The sequence below is a fragment of the Pectobacterium brasiliense genome, assembly GCF_013449685.1.
Taxonomy (GTDB): domain Bacteria; phylum Pseudomonadota; class Gammaproteobacteria; order Enterobacterales; family Enterobacteriaceae; genus Pectobacterium; species Pectobacterium brasiliense_A.
This window is the reverse complement of sequence record NZ_JACDSF010000017.1, coordinates 140,501-159,091: the sequence shown is the minus strand read 5'-3', so window position 1 is coordinate 159,091 and position 18,591 is coordinate 140,501. Positions and strand designations below refer to the sequence as shown.

Annotated in this window: 17 protein-coding genes; 15 read left to right on the top strand and 2 right to left on the bottom strand. The window is 53.3% G+C overall.

The genetic code is table 11. The annotated features are described in order from the left end of the window. The first annotated feature begins 15 nt into the window (after positions 1–15). From H0248_RS08480 to H0248_RS08470, 3 genes are read left to right on the top strand one after another with little or no spacing between them, the layout of a single operon-like run. Positions 16–816, top strand: a complete 801-nt coding sequence (locus H0248_RS08480; RefSeq protein ID WP_039465019.1) for a sulfite exporter TauE/SafE family protein — start codon at positions 16–18, stop codon at positions 814–816. 27 nt (positions 817–843) lie between these two features. Next, positions 844–1,389 carry an elongation factor P hydroxylase gene (locus tag H0248_RS08475; protein WP_180785755.1) on the top strand — a complete coding sequence of 182 codons (546 nt, stop codon included), beginning with the start codon at positions 844–846 and terminating at the stop codon, positions 1,387–1,389. A gap of 33 nt (positions 1,390–1,422) precedes the next feature. Beyond that, the gene (locus tag H0248_RS08470; RefSeq protein ID WP_014916053.1) at positions 1,423–1,707 is read left to right on the top strand and encodes a YfcL family protein; all 285 of its coding nucleotides are present in this window, start codon (positions 1,423–1,425) and stop codon (positions 1,705–1,707) included. Positions 1,708–1,795: 88 nt separating this feature from the next. On the opposite strand, the gene mnmC is transcribed toward H0248_RS08470, so the two are convergent. Beyond that, positions 1,796–3,823: a bifunctional tRNA (5-methylaminomethyl-2-thiouridine)(34)-methyltransferase MnmD/FAD-dependent 5-carboxymethylaminomethyl-2-thiouridine(34) oxidoreductase MnmC gene (gene mnmC / locus H0248_RS08465; RefSeq protein ID WP_180785548.1), complete on the bottom strand. Its 2,028-nt coding sequence runs from the start codon at positions 3,821–3,823 to the stop codon at positions 1,796–1,798. Positions 3,824–3,996: 173 nt separating this feature from the next. Here mnmC and fabB point away from each other — a divergent pair, with 173 nt between their 5' ends. Beyond that, the gene (gene fabB, locus H0248_RS08460; protein ID WP_039532308.1) at positions 3,997–5,214 is read left to right on the top strand and encodes a beta-ketoacyl-ACP synthase I; all 1,218 of its coding nucleotides are present in this window, start codon (positions 3,997–3,999) and stop codon (positions 5,212–5,214) included. 159 nt (positions 5,215–5,373) lie between these two features. Here the strand turns inward: fabB and flk are convergent, their stop codons facing one another. Beyond that, a complete protein-coding gene (gene flk / locus H0248_RS08455; RefSeq protein ID WP_180785546.1) occupies positions 5,374–6,633 on the bottom strand; it encodes a flagella biosynthesis regulator Flk in 1,260 nt (419 codons plus the stop codon). Between the two features lie 313 nt (positions 6,634–6,946). Here flk and pdxB point away from each other — a divergent pair, with 313 nt between their 5' ends. The 11 genes from pdxB to H0248_RS08400 all read left to right on the top strand — a co-directional run bounded on the left by pdxB (position 6,947) and on the right by H0248_RS08400 (position 18,550). Beyond that, entirely contained in the window at positions 6,947–8,083 is a 1,137-nt protein-coding gene (gene pdxB / locus H0248_RS08450; protein ID WP_180785545.1) for a 4-phosphoerythronate dehydrogenase PdxB, read from the top strand. A gap of 112 nt (positions 8,084–8,195) precedes the next feature. Beyond that, positions 8,196–9,206, top strand: a complete 1,011-nt coding sequence (locus H0248_RS08445) for an aspartate-semialdehyde dehydrogenase (protein WP_180785544.1) — start codon at positions 8,196–8,198, stop codon at positions 9,204–9,206. Continuing rightward, positions 9,206–10,057 (top strand): tRNA pseudouridine(38-40) synthase TruA, encoded by an 852-nt coding sequence (truA, locus tag H0248_RS08440; RefSeq protein WP_180785543.1) that lies wholly within the window; start codon positions 9,206–9,208, stop codon positions 10,055–10,057. Before H0248_RS08445 ends, truA begins: the two co-directional genes overlap by 1 nt. 210 nt (positions 10,058–10,267) lie before the next feature. Further along, on the top strand, positions 10,268–10,930 hold the full coding sequence (locus H0248_RS08435; RefSeq protein WP_180785754.1) for a DedA family protein: 663 nt from the start codon (positions 10,268–10,270) through the stop codon (positions 10,928–10,930). 224 nt (positions 10,931–11,154) lie between these two features. Then, positions 11,155–12,072, top strand: coding sequence for an acetyl-CoA carboxylase, carboxyltransferase subunit beta (gene accD / locus H0248_RS08430; protein ID WP_039471294.1), 918 nt, complete (start codon positions 11,155–11,157; stop codon positions 12,070–12,072). A gap of 104 nt (positions 12,073–12,176) precedes the next feature. Continuing rightward, positions 12,177–13,445 carry a bifunctional tetrahydrofolate synthase/dihydrofolate synthase gene (gene folC / locus H0248_RS08425; RefSeq protein WP_180785541.1) on the top strand — a complete coding sequence of 423 codons (1,269 nt, stop codon included), beginning with the start codon at positions 12,177–12,179 and terminating at the stop codon, positions 13,443–13,445. Further along, the gene (gene dedD / locus H0248_RS08420; protein ID WP_180785539.1) at positions 13,435–14,214 is read left to right on the top strand and encodes a cell division protein DedD; all 780 of its coding nucleotides are present in this window, start codon (positions 13,435–13,437) and stop codon (positions 14,212–14,214) included. Before folC ends, dedD begins: the two co-directional genes overlap by 11 nt. A gap of 315 nt (positions 14,215–14,529) precedes the next feature. Further along, a complete protein-coding gene (gene cvpA / locus H0248_RS08415; protein WP_180785537.1) occupies positions 14,530–15,030 on the top strand; it encodes a colicin V production protein in 501 nt (166 codons plus the stop codon). A 21-nt stretch (positions 15,031–15,051) separates the two neighbouring features. Further along, positions 15,052–16,569, top strand: a complete 1,518-nt coding sequence (purF, locus tag H0248_RS08410) for an amidophosphoribosyltransferase (RefSeq protein WP_010285044.1) — start codon at positions 15,052–15,054, stop codon at positions 16,567–16,569. A 215-nt stretch (positions 16,570–16,784) separates the two neighbouring features. Beyond that, positions 16,785–17,357: a UbiX family flavin prenyltransferase gene (locus tag H0248_RS08405; protein WP_010285043.1), complete on the top strand. Its 573-nt coding sequence runs from the start codon at positions 16,785–16,787 to the stop codon at positions 17,355–17,357. Positions 17,358–17,770: 413 nt separating this feature from the next. Then, complete coding sequence (locus tag H0248_RS08400) at positions 17,771–18,550, top strand: lysine/arginine/ornithine ABC transporter substrate-binding protein (RefSeq protein WP_180785535.1); 780 nt, start codon at positions 17,771–17,773, stop codon at positions 18,548–18,550. The last annotated feature ends 41 nt before the right edge of the window (positions 18,551–18,591 follow it).

Genomic DNA, 18,591 nt, shown 5'->3' with positions numbered 1-18,591 from the left:
AGATAAAAAATAATTATGGACTGGTTAGTTCTTGGGCCAGATATGCTGGCCGTGCTGTTTTTTGTCGGGGCGTTGGCTGGATTTATTGATTCGATTGCGGGCGGGGGCGGTTTATTGACGATCCCTGCTTTGCTAGCGGCGGGTTTATCCCCGGCGCAGGCGCTGGCAACGAATAAACTTCAAGCCGTTGGCGGATCTTTTTCCGCCAGCCTGTATTTCATCCGCCGCCGCGCGGTGAATCTGGGTGAGCAGAAGTTGGCGATTGCGCTGACCTTTGTCGGTTCGACCTTTGGTGCCTGGCTGATCCAGCAAATTCACGCCGATTTTCTACGCCAACTGCTGCCGGTGCTGATCATTGGCATTGGCCTCTACTTTTTATTAACGCCCAAAATCGGTGATGAAGATCGGCAGCGTCGCCTGTCGCCACTTCCGTTTGCGATTGTGGCAGGCTGTTGTGTCGGTTTTTATGACGGCTTCTTCGGCCCCGGTGCCGGATCGTTTTACGCACTGGCGTTTGTCACCCTGTATGGCTTCAATCTGGCAAAAGCGACGGCGCATGCCAAGATCCTGAACTTTACCTCCAACTTCGGCGGGCTACTGTTTTTCATTCTGGGCGGTCAGGTTGTCTGGGTGGTCGGCGGCGTCATGCTGATCGGGCAGATCCTCGGTGCGCGGCTGGGAGCCAAAATGGTGATGACGAAAGGGCAAAAGCTGATTCGTCCTATGCTGGTGTTGGTTTCCGCCATCATGAGTGGCAAGCTGATTTATGACAGCCACGGGCATGAGATTGCCGTTTGGCTGGGACAGTTTCTATGACAACACATTATGATAACAACCGATAACATGACTACGACGCACTACTATCAACAGCTGATTGATATTTTTAATGATTGCTTTGGCGATGAATACAATACCCGTCTGGTAAAAGGCGATGATGAGCCGATTTATCTGCCAGCGGATGATGACATTCCGTATCACCGGATTGTGTTTGCCCATGGCTTTTATGCCAGCGCGCTACACGAGATTTCTCACTGGTGCATTGCTGGTGCCCAGCGGCGCTTGCAGGTCGATTTTGGCTACTGGTACTGCCCGGATGGCCGCGATGCGGCGACGCAAAGCCAGTTCGAGGTGGTGGAGATCAAACCGCAGGCCTTCGACTGGCTGTTCTGTGTCGCCTCGGGCTTTCCGTTTAACGTCAGCTGCGACAACCTGAACGGCGACTGTGAGCCGGACCGCATTGATTTCCAGCGACGCGTGCATGCGCAAGTGATGCAATATCTGGAAGAGGGGATTCCCGCGCGTCCTGCCAGCTTTATTCGTGCATTACAATCGTTTTACAATACGCCACCGCTGACGGCGGCGAGCTTCCCGTATCCAGCCGATCTGTGATGCACGGGAACCGCAAAAATTTGAGGATAAGAAATGATCGCAGAATTTGAAACGCGCATTCTGGCGCTGATTGATGACATGGTAGAGCATGCCAGCGACGATGAACTGTTTGCCGGCGGCTATTTGCGTGGTCATCTGACGGTGTCGGTGGCAGAAGCGGAAGAGCATGGGGAACACACGCTTGAAGCACTGCATTTGCGCGTTAGCGACAGCATTAATAACGCCATCAAAAACGGTGAACTGTCACCGCCGGATCAGGTACTGGTTAACGGGATGTGGGAACGTCTGTTCCAGCAGGCGCAGAATAGTACGCACTGATTTCCCTGTGGGCTAATTGCCACTCTGTCAGTGCTGGCTCAGTCAAGCCAGCACGTTTTCTTCCTCATTAATCCTTCGCTATTCTCAATTAATCCTGAGCGATGGGTTTGCCTTTCAGCAGTTTCCTTATCCAGAAACGATTTGGGTTGAGTGCGGCGAGCGTATCGCGGTCCAGCGGTAGCGGTTCACCATACATCTGTGATGCCAAAATTTCTGCTGCGAGTGGGGCGGAGCAGAGCCCGCGTGAGCCCAACGCACCGATAATAAACAGATCCTGCCAATAGGGGGCGCTTGGCACCGCGTCGGCACGGTGTTGAGGGTGCAACCGATCTTCATACTCGGCCAGCGTTTGCTCATAGTCCGGTACCGCGCCTAATAGCGGCAGATGATCGCGCAGCGCACAGCGGACGCCTTGGCGCGCCAGTGCATCGCTGACATCGATCGTTTTCGCCCAGTCTGCGTCAGGCAAACAATTCAGCAGCCGCTGGCGGTTTTCTTGCTGCTCGTCTTCCCGATAATCACAGTGTGTTTCCCCCCGTAAATAGCTCGCCCCGATGCAGTGCGTCTGATGTTGCGGACTCACCGGCGTCAGATAGCCGTCGTAGCACAACACCTGTTTGAGCTGGCCTAGTACAGAGTTGGTCGGAACATGGCTGACCTGCCCGCGCACGGCGTAAGCGGGTAAATGGGATGTCTGTGGCCAGTTGGTAATGTGATGACCATTTGCCAGCACCACGACGGCATGATTTACCCGCTGGCCGGTGCTCAGGGTGAGCGCCCAGCCGCCGTCCGTTTTCTCCAGTGCGGAAACGGCGGTGCTCATCTGTACCGACAGACCGTTTTGCTGTGCCAGTTTCAGCGCAGAAGCCGTCAGCTCCGCTGGACACAGCCAGCCGCCGTCAGGATAAGTGATGCCATTTACGCCGATATTCAGGCCGCTTTGCGTTTCCAGTTGCTGCGCATCCACGTTAACGACCAGCTCTTCCGGCCATTCGCCTTGCAGAATCTGTTCGATTTTACGCGCACTTTTTTCATCCCAAGCAAGCTGGCTGACGCCACACCATTGGTGCTCAAACTCCAGACCCTGCTGTGCCAGCGCGGTATAGCTGCGGTGGGCAAAGTCAAAGGCGAGCGAGAAAAAGCGGGATACCGCATCGTGCCGGTTATTCAGCAGAGGATACAGCGCCCCCTGACGATTGCCGGATGCGCCCGTGGCAGGCTGTGCCTCCGCGCAGTAGAGCGTGGCGTTTGCACCGCGCCGTTGCAGCGCCAGCGCGGTGAGCACGCTGGCGATGCCACCGCCGATAATCGCAATATCGTCAGTCGTGCTGGCGGCAGGGCGTGCATACCACGGTGTTGGTGAGGTGGCGGGAAGCGCGTCGGGAAGCATGCCGCTCAACATTTCCCGTTTCTGCCCGAATCCTTTAATTTTGCTGACCTGAAACCCCGCCTGTTGCAGACCGCGACGCACAAAGCCTGCGGCCGTAAAGGTGGCGAACGTCCCTTCTTTTCGGCACAGACGAGCCATTGCCTGAAACAGATTATCCGTCCACATATCTGGGTTTTTGGCCGGCGCAAAGCCATCCAGAAACCAGGCGTCGACCTGATGATTCTGAGTATCATCCAGCTCAGGCAGTAAGACGTTAACGTCACCGAACCATAGATCGAGCGTGATAGTACCTTGCGCCAGAATCAGACGATGGCAGCCTGGTAGCGCTCGTGGCCATTGCTCTCGTAGTTCATCCGCGAATGCAGCTAGCTCCGGCCACTGGGCGTGTGCCGCAGCCAAATCATGCCGGCGCAGGGGGAATTTCTCGAAGCTAATGAAATGCAGGTGGCGCAATGTCGCCTGTGGCTGCTGTTGACGAAAGTCGGCAAACGCTTGCCACAACGTCAGAAAATTCAGACCCGTACCAAAGCCGGTTTCTGCTATCACGCAGGCAGTGCGCGGGTGCGTGGTGAAACGCTCGGGAAACTGATTACCCTTTAAAAACACATAACGGGTTTCTGCCAACCCATCCTGATTCGAAAAATAGACGTCATCAAATTGTTGCGATACAGGTGTACCCTGAGCGTTCCAACTTAACGACGCGTGTTGGATGGGGAGGTTGGTCACGACAAAAAGCTCATTATTCAAGTGATGATGAGATTCTATCGGGCTGAATATTGTGGCGCAAATTTAGCAATGATTTCGCGATAGTTTGGCTGATCGGACTTGTTCAGCTTACAACTGTACGCTAAAGTGCGAAGCGAAATCCCAAACTCTACAAGTGGAAGACGAGGTATTAAATGAAACGTGCAGTGATTACTGGCCTAGGGATCGTATCAAGCATCGGTAATAACCAGCAGGAAGTTCTGGCATCATTGCGAGAAGGCCGCTCGGGCATTACCTTCTCTCAAGAGCTGAAAGATTCCGGCATGCGTAGTCACGTCTGGGGGAATGTCAAACTGGACACCACTGGCCTCATCGATCGCAAAATTGTGCGTTTTATGAGTGATGCATCGATTTATGCCTACTTATCCATGGAGCAGGCGATTCAAGATTCCGGGCTGTCTGATGAGGTTTATCAGAATAACCCACGCGTTGGCCTGATCGCCGGTTCCGGCGGCTCTGCACGCTATCAGGTGTTCGGTGCTGACGCGATGCGTAGCCCGCGCGGCCTGAAAGCCGTTGGTCCTTATGTGGTAACCAAATCCATGGGATCTGCGGTATCTGCGTGTCTGGCAACGCCATTCAAAATTCACGGTGTGAACTACTCGATTAGCTCTGCCTGTGCGACCTCTGCACACTGCATCGGTAACGCGGTTGAACAAATCCAGATGGGTAAACAGGACATCGTTTTTGCTGGTGGTGGCGAGGAGCTGTGCTGGGAATTGGCCTGTGAATTTGATGCGATGGGCGCACTGTCAACCAAATACAATGAGACACCAGAGAAAGCATCCCGTACTTATGACGCCGACCGTGATGGTTTCGTCATTGCTGGCGGCGGCGGTATGGTCGTTGTAGAAGAACTGGAGCACGCGCTGGCGCGTGGCGCGCACATCTATGCCGAAGTAGTCGGCTACGGCGCGACGTCTGATGGTGCGGATATGGTTGCCCCGTCAGGTGAAGGCGCAGTACGTTGCATGAAGATGGCGATGCAGGATATCGATACACCAATCGATTATATCAACACGCACGGCACCTCTACGCCAGTGGGTGATGTGAAGGAACTGTGGGCGATTCGCGAAGTCTTCGGTGACAATGTTCCGCCGATTTCTGCGACCAAAGCGATGACCGGCCACTCTCTGGGCGCGGCTGGCGTTCAGGAAGCCATCTATACACTGTTGATGCTGGAACACGGGTTTATTGCGCCGAGCATCAACGTGGAAACACTTGATGAACGTGCTGAAGGCATGAATGTCATCACTGAAATGACCGAGCGCGAACTGAAAACGGTGATGTCTAACGGTTTCGGGTTCGGTGGCACCAACGCCGCGCTGGTAATGAGAAAGCTCGATAAGTAATCGGTTTATCATTCGAACATTTTCATTCAAACGTTCTCATCGAAATAAATAAAACCCCACTGGCGCAAGCCGCGGGGTTTTTTGTTTGTACTGGTTTGCTTGATGATGATCAGTTAGCGATAGTCATGAGCGATAAGCTTGGTCTTAACGGTATTAGTGCTAGATCAATACCCAAAGTAGAAAGGCAGCCACGCAGGTGCTGACAATCACCAAAAACATCGGCTTATGGAACAGGGATTGCCAACTGAGCGGTAGCGAAGCAATCAGCGGGTTAAACAGCGGATGCAGCAGCTGTGACGTGGTTGTCCAGTCCGTTTCCTGTGAGCGCTGAATGCGCTGTGTAAACAGGAACGTCAGCAGATCGCTGACCTGCATCGGCGTCAGCGGCGTTTGTAACCCAATATTGAAGCGATTCTGCGTGTAATCCATCACTAATTGCTGTTCCTGCGCGGTCATGGGTTGTTGTAGCAAAGCCTGTAACGGGGCGAGATTCGGGGAAAGCAGCGTGTTCTGTGTCGGTAGCGGCTGTGATGATAGATTCGCGGCGGATGACGAATTCGCGTTAGCCGTATTGGTAGTGTTGGCTACCCGTGGTTCTGACGCTGCCCCTGTCGTGCCTGTATTGACCGGTGTTCCCTGCTGCGTTGGCGGGGTGGCGCGCAGCAATGTTTGTGTCTGTTGCAGCTCAACCTGTGCTTGCAGAAACTGCGTGATCAGCGGCAGATGTTTTAACGGGATGGCGTCACCCGGGCTAAGATTCTGCATCATCATAAGAGTGTTCAGCACCCTTGCAGGCTGTTCACCGGTCATTGTCGCTAATCGGGTGACTAACTGATTCAAGCCGCGCTGTTCAGCAGGAGAGAGCGGACGATCGGGCGAGTTGGCGGCCTGAGTGGTTTGCGATGCGCTGGCTGATGCCGTTGACTGCGGAATTTGCCCGTTTTGCAGCAGCGTAACCACCTGCTGTAGCTGTGTTTTAGTCAGTGCGCTTAGCGTAGTGCTACCGAACTGTTGCTGGATGAAATTGCTGACTGCCTGACGATTATTTCCCTGAGACAGCATATCTGTCAGGCGCTGAAGCAGTTGCTGACGTCCACCGCTATCTTGCGCCTGCGTTAAACGCGTCTGGAGTATCTGCTCGGCAGGTTGGTAATGGCGGGACAGCAGTTCATTATTTTCTGCCAGCCCTAATCCCTGTTTTACCGTTGTCCAGACTTCCGCTGCCTTTGACGTTGTCAGTGCGGCAACTTTAAGCACCAGATTTTCCAACGTCGTGCGCTGCGCCAGCGTCAGCGGTCGATCGCCGTTGGCGGAGGAACCCGCAGCGTTAGCGGATGAGGTAGAGGTTGACGATGTGGTGGTTGGCGTCACCGAACGTTCGCCGGGCAGCGGGGCACCAGGGCCGCTTACAGGTTGCATATCGGTTATCCTCACTGCCGTCATGATTGAGATGAATCATAGCAATCTCCCGTGACGGCCGATAGTCAGACGTCACTTAAAACGGTACGAATCTTATGGGGGAGTGCTATGACATTCGTACTAATGCCGGAGGCAGACACTCGCTAGGCTACCGTCAACCCTATATCGCTAATGCAGGAATAGCTATTGAGGGATATTGATACAACTCAGTGAAGAAAAAGCTACGCAGTGTAATTGCCTTGGGTTTCTGCACCATTCGGTGGCAAAATATCCCCCCGCTTTTTTTGGCTGGCTACCGATGTCGGAGAAGACAATGAAGATTCTGGTTGATGAGAATATGCCGTATGCCCGCGAGCTATTTAGCCGTCTGGGCGAGGTTCAGGCCGTGCCGGGACGTCCTTTGCCGCGCGAGCTGCTGGCCGACGCGGATGCGTTGATGGTGCGCTCGGTCACGAAGGTGAACGCGGATCTGCTGTCTGGTTCGGCTGTAAAATTTGTCGGCAGCGCGACAGCAGGCACCGACCATGTCGATGACACCTGGCTTAACGCCAACGGGATCGCGTTTTCTGCTGCCCCCGGCTGCAATGCTATTGCGGTAGTGGAGTACGTCTTTTCTTCTTTGCTGATGCTGGCCGAGCGTGATGGCTTCCAACTGCGTGATAAAACCGTCGGGATTGTCGGCGTGGGCAATGTTGGCAGACGTCTGGATGCACGTCTGAAAGCCTGGGGCGTTAATACGCTGCTGTGCGATCCGCCGCGTGCCGATCGCGGTGAGGCGGGCGATTTCCTGCCGCTCGAAACGCTGGTGCGTGATGCCGACATTCTGACGCTGCATACGCCGCTGTATCTCGACGGCCCGTACCGTACTCATCATTTGGTTGATGCCGCCGTACTGAACGCGTTTGCGGACGGACGTATTCTGATTAACGCCTGCCGTGGCCCGGTGGTGGACAATGCTGCACTGCTTAAGGCGCTGCAACAGGGTAAAAAGCTCAGCGTCATTCTTGACGTCTGGGAGCCAGAACCTGCCTTATCGACCGATCTGCTGGCGCGAGTAGACATTGGCACGGCGCATATCGCTGGCTATACGCTGGAAGGGAAAGCGCGCGGCACCACGCAGGTGTTTGAGGCGTGGAGCGAGTTTATCGGAACCCCGCAGCAGGTTGCGCTTTCGTCGCTTTTGCCTGCCCCAGAGTATGCCGAAGTCACATTGACCGCGCCGCTGGATGAGGCGTTGCTAAAACGTCTGGTGCATCTGGTGTATGATGTGCGCCGGGACGATGCACTGTTGCGTCATGTTGCGCATCAGGAAGGCGAGTTCGATCGTCTGCGCAAACATTATCAGGAACGACGCGAATGGTCGTCACTCCATGTTATCTGCGCCGATGCTGACAGCGCAGATTGCCTGAACGCGCTGGGATTCACGGCGTCAGTGCGGGGCGCACGCTAACGGCGTTTCGCGCGAGCACACTTTTTTATTCATGAACTGACAGACGGTGTCGCTACCGTCTGCCGGTTCCATTCATGATTTGTGTTTCATTCAAAATTTGGGAGAGAACCAAATGTCTGACGGCTGGAATATTGCTCTGCTGGGCGCAACGGGCGCAGTAGGCACGGCGTTACTGGAATTATTGCAGGAACGCGAATTCCCAGTGGGGGAATTCTATCCGCTGGCCAGTGAACGTAGCGCGGGTGAAACCATACGTTTTAACGGCAAATCTTGCCTGGTTACTGATGTGGCGGATTTTGACTGGTCACAGGCGCAGCTGGCGTTTTTTGTCGCCGGTCAGGATGTCAGCGCCCGCTATGCGGAAGAGGCGGGGGACGCGGGCTGTCTGGTTATCGACAGCAGCGGTCTGTTTGCGCTGGAGCCGGATGTCCCGCTGGTGGTGCCCGGCGTGAATACGCATACGCTGGCAGATTATCGTAACCGCAATATTGTCGCGGTGGCAGACAGCCTGACCAGCCAACTGCTGACGGCGATTAAGCCGTTGACCGACGCGGCTGGGCTCTCGCGCCTGCATGTCGTCAATATGTTGTCCGTTTCCGCACTCGGTAAAGCGGCGATAGACGATCTGGCGGGGCAAAGCGCTCGTCTGCTGAATGGTGTTCCGCCTGAGGCCGGGATTTTCCCGAAACAGCTGGCATTCAATCTGTTGCCTTTACTGCCCGATGATGCAGGTAGTGTGCGCGAAGAGCGCGGTCTGGTCGATCAGGTGCGTAAAGTCTTGCAGGATGATGGATTGCCGATTTCAGTGACCTGTATTCAGTCTCCTGTGTTCTATGGTCACGCGCAGGTTGTGCATCTTGAATCACTGCGTCCGCTGTCTGCGGAAGAAGCCCGCGATGAACTGCTCAATGCAGGGAATATTGAGGTAAGCGATGAGCAGGATTACCCGACGCAGGTGGGTGATGCGTCCGGCAATGGACAACTGAGCGTCGGCTGTCTGCGTAATGATTACGGCATTCCTGAGCTACTGCAATTCTGGTCGGTCGCCGATAACGCTCGCTTTGGCGGTGCACTGATGGCGGTGGAAACGGCAGAATGTCTGGTGCGGGAGTATCTCGGGTAATGTCGGAAACCACTCAGGCAGAGGCTACTCAGGCCGATGCCGCTGCGGAAAACGAACGCGCCCCGCTGAAAATCGCGCTAGGCATTGAGTACGACGGTAGCCTCTATTATGGCTGGCAGCGTCAATCTGACGTTGCTAGCGTGCAGGCCTGTCTTGAAAAGGCGCTGAGCAAAGTGGCGGATGAGCCGATAGAGGTGTTTTGCGCCGGGCGAACCGATGCTGGCGTTCATGGCACTGGGCAGGTTGTGCATTTCACCACACACGCGATCCGAAAAGACGCCGCTTGGACGATGGGCGTGAATGCAAATTTACCGCCGGATATCGCGGTGCGTTGGGTGAAAACGGTGGATGAGGATTTCCATGCGCGCTTCAGCGCCACGGCACGTCGCTACCGTTATGTGATTTACAATCACCGCTATCGTCCTGCAGTGCTTTCGCGCGGTATGACGCACTTTTATCACCCGCTAGACGTGGAACGCATGGAGCGAGCCGGGCAATGCCTGTTGGGGGAGAATGATTTTACCTCTTTTCGTGCCGTGCAGTGCCAGTCGCGCACGCCGTGGCGCTATGTAAATCATTTAAAGGTTACACGTCACGGTGACTATATCGTGGTAGATATTAAGGCCAATGCGTTCGTGCATCATATGGTGCGTAATATTGTTGGTAGCTTGATGGAGGTCGGCTGTGGCAATCGTCCAGAGTCGTGGATTGCTGAGCTGCTGGCGGCCAAAGATCGTACGCTGGCTGCAGCGACGGCCAGAGCCGAAGGGCTGTATTTAGTGGCGGTAGATTATCCTGCGCGTTTTGCTTTGCCGCAGCCTACGATGGGGCCGCTCTTTTTAGCAGATTGACGTTTTAGCAGATTGACGTTTTTGATTATAACGAGTGCGTTTTTTACCTGTTGCACCCTGCCTTTTGGCCGCAGGCCAAAAGGCAGGGTGTGATGCGTATTAAGGACGAGGCTATTCAGCCTGCTATACGCAAGGCAACACGGCTAGTGCGGCTGCCTTGCGTATATCGACCGCGTGCGTTCGATAGACATTTTGGGAGAAGATGTTGTGATGGAGTTTATACAGTTTATTATTGATTTTATTCTGCACATTGACGTTCACCTGGCGGAACTGGTGGCGCAATATGGTGTCTGGGTTTATGCCATTTTGTTCCTGATTCTGTTCTGTGAGACTGGGCTGGTTGTGACGCCGTTTCTGCCGGGGGATTCGCTGCTGTTTGTCGCAGGGGCACTGGCAGCGTTGCCGTCGAACGATCTGAATGTGCACACGATGGTGTTCCTGATGATTCTTGCCGCGATTACGGGCGATGCAGTGAACTACACGATTGGACGACTGTTCGGTGAGAAGCTGTTTAGCAACCCGAACTCAAAGATTTTCCGCCGCCGCTATCTGGATAAAACGCATGCGTTTTACACACGTCACGGTGGCAAGACGATAATTCTGGCGCGCTTTGTCCCGATTGTGAGAACATTTGCGCCGTTTGTCGCTGGGATGGGACACATGAGCTATCGGCATTTTGCGGCCTATAATGTCATTGGGGCGCTGCTGTGGGTGTTGTCATTCACCTATGCGGGCTACCTGTTTGGCGATTTGCCTGTGGTTCAGGAAAATCTGAAATTACTGATTGTTGCGATTATTTTCGTCTCTATCCTGCCGGGCATGATTGAGGTTGCCCGTCATCGTAGAGCGGCCTCGCGCGGCAATGTAAAATAAGTGAAGTATTTTAACATCCGGTTTGACCAGTTTTTTATCCACAGTACCGGAACGTTATGGTTTAATGGGCAGCATTTATGGTCTGTTCTTGGGAACACCCTTGGTGCCGATGCCTTTGTACCGCGATTGTCGTGCGTCTCAGGCATTTTTTCATTGGCAATGTTGTCAGGGAATAACATGAACAGCGGACTGGCATTTGCCAGGTTCAAGCAGAAAGGTTATCAATGAGCTGGATTGAACGAATTCTTAACAAAAGCAATATTACACCGACCCGTAAAGCGAACATCCCTGAAGGGGTCTGGACAAAATGTGATAGCTGCGGTCAGGTTCTTTATCGTGCTGAGTTGGAGCGCAATCTGGGTGTCTGCCCGAAGTGCGATCACCATATGCGCCTTTCCGCGCGCGCCCGTCTACAGGCTTTTCTGGATAAAGAAAACACTGTCGAGCTGGGAAGCGAACTGGAACCGAAGGATGTCCTGAAATTCCGGGATTCCAAAAAATATAAAGATCGTCTGGTTTCTGCACAGAAACAGTCCGATGAGAAAGATGCGCTGGTCGTGATGAAAGGCACATTGTACGGCATGCCGATTGTCGTCGCGTCCTTCGAATTCTCTTTCATGGGCGGTTCAATGGCGTCTGTTGTGGGTGCGCGCTTTGTGCGTGCCGTTGAGCAGTCATTGGAAGACGGTTGTCCGCTCGTGTGTTTCTCCGCCAGTGGTGGTGCGCGTATGCAGGAAGCGCTGATGTCGCTGATGCAAATGGCGAAAACCAGTGCGGCCTTGGCAAAAATGCGCGATCGCGGCTTGCCTTACATTTCTGTGCTGACCGACCCAACCATGGGTGGTGTTTCCGCGAGTTTGGCGATGCTGGGCGACCTGAACATTGCCGAACCGAAAGCGTTGATCGGTTTTGCCGGCCCACGCGTTATCGAACAAACCGTGCGTGAAAAACTGCCGCCGGGCTTCCAGCGCAGTGAATTCCTGATTGAGAAAGGGGCGATCGATATGATCGTTCGTCGTCCGGAAATGCGCTACAAGCTGGCCACTATTCTTGCCAAACTGACGAACCATCCAGAACCGGGCAACGATGACGTGGAAATCCGCAGCGATGCGCCGTCTGAATCATCACAGGATGACGCATAATTGACATGATGGGCAGGGCGTGTGGTACTCGACCACGTCGTTCTCGACTGAGTGCACAATGCACGCTCTGCCCGCAATGAACCGTAAGCCAGTGAACGGGACTCATGGATACACTTCAAACACCTCAAGCCACGTCACCTTTGGTCACGTGGCTTCATTATCTTGAGCACCTGCACGCTCAGGCCATTGATTTAGGCCTGGAGCGCGTTAAGCAGGTGGCTGAACATCTCCAACTGCTCCAGCCTGCCCCAACAGTTTTCACCGTCGCGGGGACGAACGGCAAGGGAACCACCTGCTGTACGCTGGAATCCATTCTGTTAGCCGCCGGGCTGCGGGTGGGCGTGTACAGTTCTCCCCATCTTGTTCGCTATACCGAGCGAGTACGTATTCAGGGCAAAGAATTGCCTGAAGCGCTGCACACGCAGGCGTTTGCGGATATCGAAGCAGGGAGAGGGGCAGTATCGCTCACCTATTTTGAATTCGGTACGCTGTCGGCGCTGCAACTCTTCAAGCAGGCGAATCTGGATGTCGTCATTCTTGAAGTAGGACTAGGCGGGCGTCTGGATGCCACCAATATTGTGGATGCGGATGTATCCGTGGTCACCAGCATTGCTATCGACCATACCGATTGGTTAGGAAACGATCGGGAAAGCATTGGCCGCGAGAAAGCCGGGATATTCCGACAGGGTAGACCTGCCGTTGTTGGTGAACCAGATATGCCGGGAACGATTGCCGACGTTGCCGCTGAGAAAGGCGCACAGCTGCACCGCCGTGGTCGCGACTGGGAGTATTCAATGCAGCGTGAGACGTGGAGCTGGCAGGATAAACAGCGCGAGCTGTCACGGTTGCCGTTACCCAACGTCCCGTTAGCCAATGCCGCTACGGCACTGGCTGCATTGCACTATTCTTCACTCAACGTGAGTGAAGAAGCGATTCGACAAGGTTTGCAGCACGCCGCATTACCCGGCCGTTTTCAGACCGTGCAGGCGTCACCGCGTTTGATTCTTGATGTTGCACACAACCCTCATGCGGCGGCATATCTGGCAAACCGCTTGGCTGAGTTGCCGAAAACCGGAAAAGTGCGAGCCGTCGTCGGCATGCTGTCTGATAAAGACATTGCCGGTACGCTGGCTCACTTAACGCCGCTGGTGGATGCGTGGTATTGCGCACCGCTGGAAGGGCCGCGTGGTGCCACAGCGCAGCAAATTGCCGAGCACCTGACGCGCAGCCAATCGTTCTCCGATGTCGTTGCCGCCTGGAAGCAAGCCATGTCCGAGGCAACGGAGCAGGATATCGTCATTGTGTGTGGATCTTTTCATACGGTAGCGCATGTGATGGAAGCGCTGGATGAGGAGAAGGCGAATGGCGAGTAAATTTCAGAATCGACTAGTCGGTACGGTTATTCTAGTCGCGCTGGGCGTGATCGTTTTACCTGGCCTGCTGGATGGCAAGAAAAAGCACTACGAAGACGAATTTGCGTCGATTCCGCTGATCCCTAATCCAGCTGACAGCAATGAGATGGAAGCGCTGCCTGCGCTGAACCCGTCGCTGCCGAGTCAGCCGCCGGAAGGGGCGGAAGCGGCGATGCAAAACAGCGGGGAAGCCGAAGCCGCTGAAGCGAGATCGTCTGCATCATCTGCAACTACGCCATCTACAATGACAGCACCGGAAACCACGACGCAGACGCCGCCATCGTCCCATTCTGGCACGAATACGCCAGCCATGATGGCACCGCCAGTGGTGGTTGAGCGCCCGCCGGTTCAGACGCCAGCACCAGTGACGCCGAAACCTCAGCCAAAGCCTGAGGTGAAGCCAGAAGTGAAACCGAAGCCAGAACCTAAACCGGAACCCAAACCGGAAATGAAGCCTGAAACGCAGCCGACGCAGCAAGCGCCTGTCGGGCAGGCCTACATTGTGCAGCTTGGTGCGCTGAAAAACGCGGATAAGGTGAACGAGATTGTCGCCAAGCTTCGTCTTTCTGGTTACCGCGCGTATACCGTGCCATCAACGCCGGTTTCAGGCGAAATCACCCGTATTTACGTGGGGCCGGATGCGTCGAAGCAGAAGCTAGAGTCTTCACTGGGTGAGCTGAAACAGCTCAGCGGGCTAAGCGGGCAGGTGCGAGCACATTCCGTTCGTTAAGGTCGTCGAGCGTGATGATGACGTGATGGCTGGCTCGCAGCCGGTCACGTAAATAAGCAAAAGCAGGCAGCGGGGATGAGGTTCGCATCAGTGATACTTCGCCCCGCATCTGTTTTAAGATGCTTGCTGTGAGTTTTGAGATGCCGAGAGTGAATAGAAGCAGCCATGACGTATTGTCGGTTTTTTCGCCTGATTATCTATCGATGAAATCGGCGGAAATACGCTACGCAAACGTTTTCTTTTTCTGTTAGAATGCGCCGCGAACAGGATGACGTAGCGGCTTATCGGTAGCATCGTTCATTATTAGGATAGTTCATGGTTTGGGTTGATTACGTCATTATTGGCATCATCGGATTTTCGGCTTTGGTTAGCCTGATCCGGGGGTTTGTTCGCGAAGCGCTGTCGTTAGTAAGCTGGGGATGTGCTTTTTTTGTTGCCAGTCATTACTACGCTTACCTCGCGGTCTACTTCACCCGTTTTGATGATGAGCTGGTGCGTAACGGCATTGCGATTGCCATTCTGTTTATTGCAACGTTGATTGTGGGAGCTATCGTCAACTATGTGATTAGTTCACTGGTTGAACGTACCGGATTATCCGGCACCGATCGCGTTCTGGGCATCTGTTTTGGTGCGCTGCGCGGGGTGCTGATCGTTTCCGCACTGCTATTCTTTCTGGATACGTTCACCGGTTTTTCACAAAGTGATGACTGGAAGCTGTCCCAGTTAATCCCGCAGTTCAGTTATATTATCAGGTGGTTTTTTGACTACCTGCAAAGCACGTCAAGTTTCTTGCCGCAGCATTTACCGCTGCGGTAGCGCTGATGAGGAAAAGACACCATGTGCGGTATTGTCGGTATCGCCGGTTTTACACCGGTCAACCAGTCGATTTATGACGCGTTAACGGTGTTGCAACACCGTGGGCAGGATGCTGCGGGTATTGTGACCATCGATGCCTTTAATTGTTTTCGCCTGCGTAAGGCCAATGGCCTGGTGAAAGATGTGTTTGAAGCGCGGCACATGCAGCGCCTACAGGGAAACATGGGGCTTGGTCATGTGCGTTATCCTACCGCAGGCAGTTCCAGCGCCTCGGAAGCACAGCCTTTCTATGTGAACTCTCCGTTCGGTATCACGCTGGCTCACAACGGTAACCTGACTAACGCCCACGAATTGCGTAAAAAGCTGTTCGAGCAGGAGCGTCGTCATGTCAACACCACGTCTGATTCTGAAATTTTGTTGAATATTTTCGCCAGAGAGCTGGACCGTTTCCAACACTACCCACTGGAAGCCGATAATATTTTTGCGGCCGTTGCCGCAACGCACCAGCAAATTCGCGGTGCCTATGCCTGTGTTGGCATGATTATCGGTCACGGTATGGTCGCTTTCCGCGATCCTAATGGGATTCGTCCTCTGGTGATCGGTAAGCGCGATCTGGAAGATGGCCGCAGCGAGTATATGGTGGCGTCAGAAAGTGTCGCACTGGATACGCTGGGCTTTGAATTTTTACGCGATGTGGCGCCGGGAGAAGCGATCTACATTACGGAAAAAGGGCAGTTGTTTACCCGCCAGTGTGCAGAGAATCCAAAGAGCAATCCGTGCCTGTTCGAATATGTTTACTTCGCTCGCCCAGACTCTTTCATTGATAAAATCTCGGTCTACAGCGCACGCGTTCGCATGGGCCAGAAGCTCGGTGAGAAAATTGCGCGTCAGTGGGAAGATCTCGATATTGATGTCGTGATCCCGATTCCTGAAACCTCTTGTGATATCGCGCTGGAAATTGCGCGCATCATCAACAAGCCGTATCGTCAGGGATTTGTGAAAAACCGCTATGTTGGCCGCACGTTTATCATGCCGGGGCAGCAGGCGCGTAAGAAATCGGTACGCCGTAAGCTGAACGCCAACCGTGCTGAGTTCCGTGACAAGAACGTGCTGCTGGTGGATGACTCCATCGTGCGTGGTACAACGTCAGAACAGATTGTGGAGATGGCGCGTGAAGCAGGAGCCAAGCGTGTTTATCTGGCCTCAGCGGCACCGGAAATTCGCTTCCCTAACGTGTACGGCATTGATATGCCAAGCGTCAATGAGCTGATTGCCCACGGTCGTGAAGTGGATGAAATCTGTAAGATTATTGGTGCCGATGAGCTGATATTCCAGGATCTCGACGATCTGATTGAAGCCGCGCGTGAAGATAACCCGGATATCGCTCAGTTTGAATGCTCGGTGTTCAACGGGATTTATGTGACGAAGGACGTTGATCAAGGTTATCTGGATTATCTGGAAGTCTTGCGCAATGACGATGCCAAAGCGCTGCGTAGCCAGAATGAAGTTGAAGATCTGGAATTGCACAACGAAGGTTAACAGCTAGTCGCACATGAAGGCTGTGTTGAAGGGGGAGGGCACGAAAGTGTCCTCCCCCTTGTTGTATGTAGAGAAAATTTTGTATGTAGAGAAAAATTGCATAGAGAAAACAGGGTTTCGGTGCTTACCCTTGCTTATCGCTAATCAATGCGGCAAAGTTTGTGCAGATGATTTTTCCGCGTTTCTGCTTACGCGGCCAGCCAGAGGCAGTATGAATGAAGCGACTCATTGTAGGAATTTCCGGTGCCAGCGGCGTCATTTACGGCATCCGGCTGCTACAGGTTTTACAGACGCTGGAAGGTATCGAAACGCATCTGATCATGAGTCAGGCCGCTCGGCAGACGCTGGCGTTAGAAACGGATTTTAGCCTGCGTGACGTGCAGGCGTTGGCCGATGTGGTACACGACACGCGTGATATTGCTGCCAGCGTCTCTTCGGGGTCGTTTAAAACGGCGGGGATGGTGATTTTACCCTGTTCGATAAAAACCCTTTCCGGCATTGTGCACAGCTACAGCGACAATCTATTGACCCGCGCGGCTGATGTGGTGCTGAAGGAGCGTCGTCCTCTGGTGCTGGGGGTGCGTGAAACGCCGCTACATTTAGGGCATTTGCGGCTGATGACTACCGCCGTTGAGCTGGGGGCGATAATCATGCCGCCGGTGCCTGCATTTTATCATCGCCCAGAAAGTGTGCAGGATATTGTCGATCAGACGGTGAATCGTATTCTGGACCAATTTGATATTGACCTGCCAAAAGATCTCTTTATCCGCTGGCAAGGTGCGTCTTAGCAGGATAAAAGACCCAGACACGCTATTTTTTCTCTCGGGGCGGTAAATTTCCACTGCCCTTTTTTTGTGCATTTTTATTGCATTGCACTAATTTTGTGCGTAAATGCATCAAAATGGTGCGTCTGAATTTTTGTATTCATGACAATGTTATCTATCCTTATTGTTACGCGCCAAAAATCCCCTCTGAAAATATTTCAGAATCAAAGGGTTAACCCTTATTTTCTACGGGCTTCGCTCATGGGATTTTTACGACATCCCTGCGTGCATTGTGGCATGAAAACTGCTACAAAAACGGTAATAGTCGGCACAGAAAACAAATAGCACTCACATCGTTCATTTTTAAAGCGATTCACTCTAAATAATTCCGACATTGACGACACATGACATCAATCACTCATGATAAGGGTAGCAATATGAAGAAACTGATCAAAGTCTTGCCATTGGCACTCATTCTGGCCGCAGGTAGCGCGATGGCGGAGATTCCTAAGAATATTAAAATTGGTACCGATCCTACCTATGCTCCCTTTGAATCCAAAAATGCCAGCAGCGAACTGGTTGGATTTGATATCGATCTGGCGAAAGAGCTGTGCAAGCGTATTCAGACTCACTGCACGTTTGTAGAAAGTGACTTTGATGCGTTAATTCCGTCCCTGAAAGCGAAAAAAATCGATGCCATCATCTCTTCTCTGTCTATCACCGAAAAACGCCAGCAGGAAATTGCCTTCACCGAGAAGCTGTATGCGGCCAATTCACGCCTGATTGCGAAGAAAGGGACGAGCATTGAACCCACGTTGGCTTCTCTGGGCGGCAAACGTGTTGGCGTATTGCAGGCATCGACACAGGAGGCCTTTGCTAATGCTAACTGGCAGCCTAAAGGCGTTGACGTTGTCGCTTACCAAAATCAGGATCTGATTTATGCCGATCTGGCCGCAGGCCGTATTGATGCAGCCTTTCAGGATGAAGTTGCAGCAAGTGAAGGCTTCCTGAAATTGGACGCAGGTAAAGGCTATGAGTTTGCCGGCCCAGCGGTAAAAGATGACAAATTCTTCGGTGTGGGTACGGGTATGGGCTTGCGCAAAGCGGATACCGAACTGAAAGCCGCACTGGATAAAGCTTTTGACGAAATGCGTAAAGACGGTACCTACGATACCTTCGCGAAAAAATACTTCGATTTTGACGTCTACGGCGGCTAATGTTGCCAAGATGACGCTCATTGCTTTATCACATGTGTAGC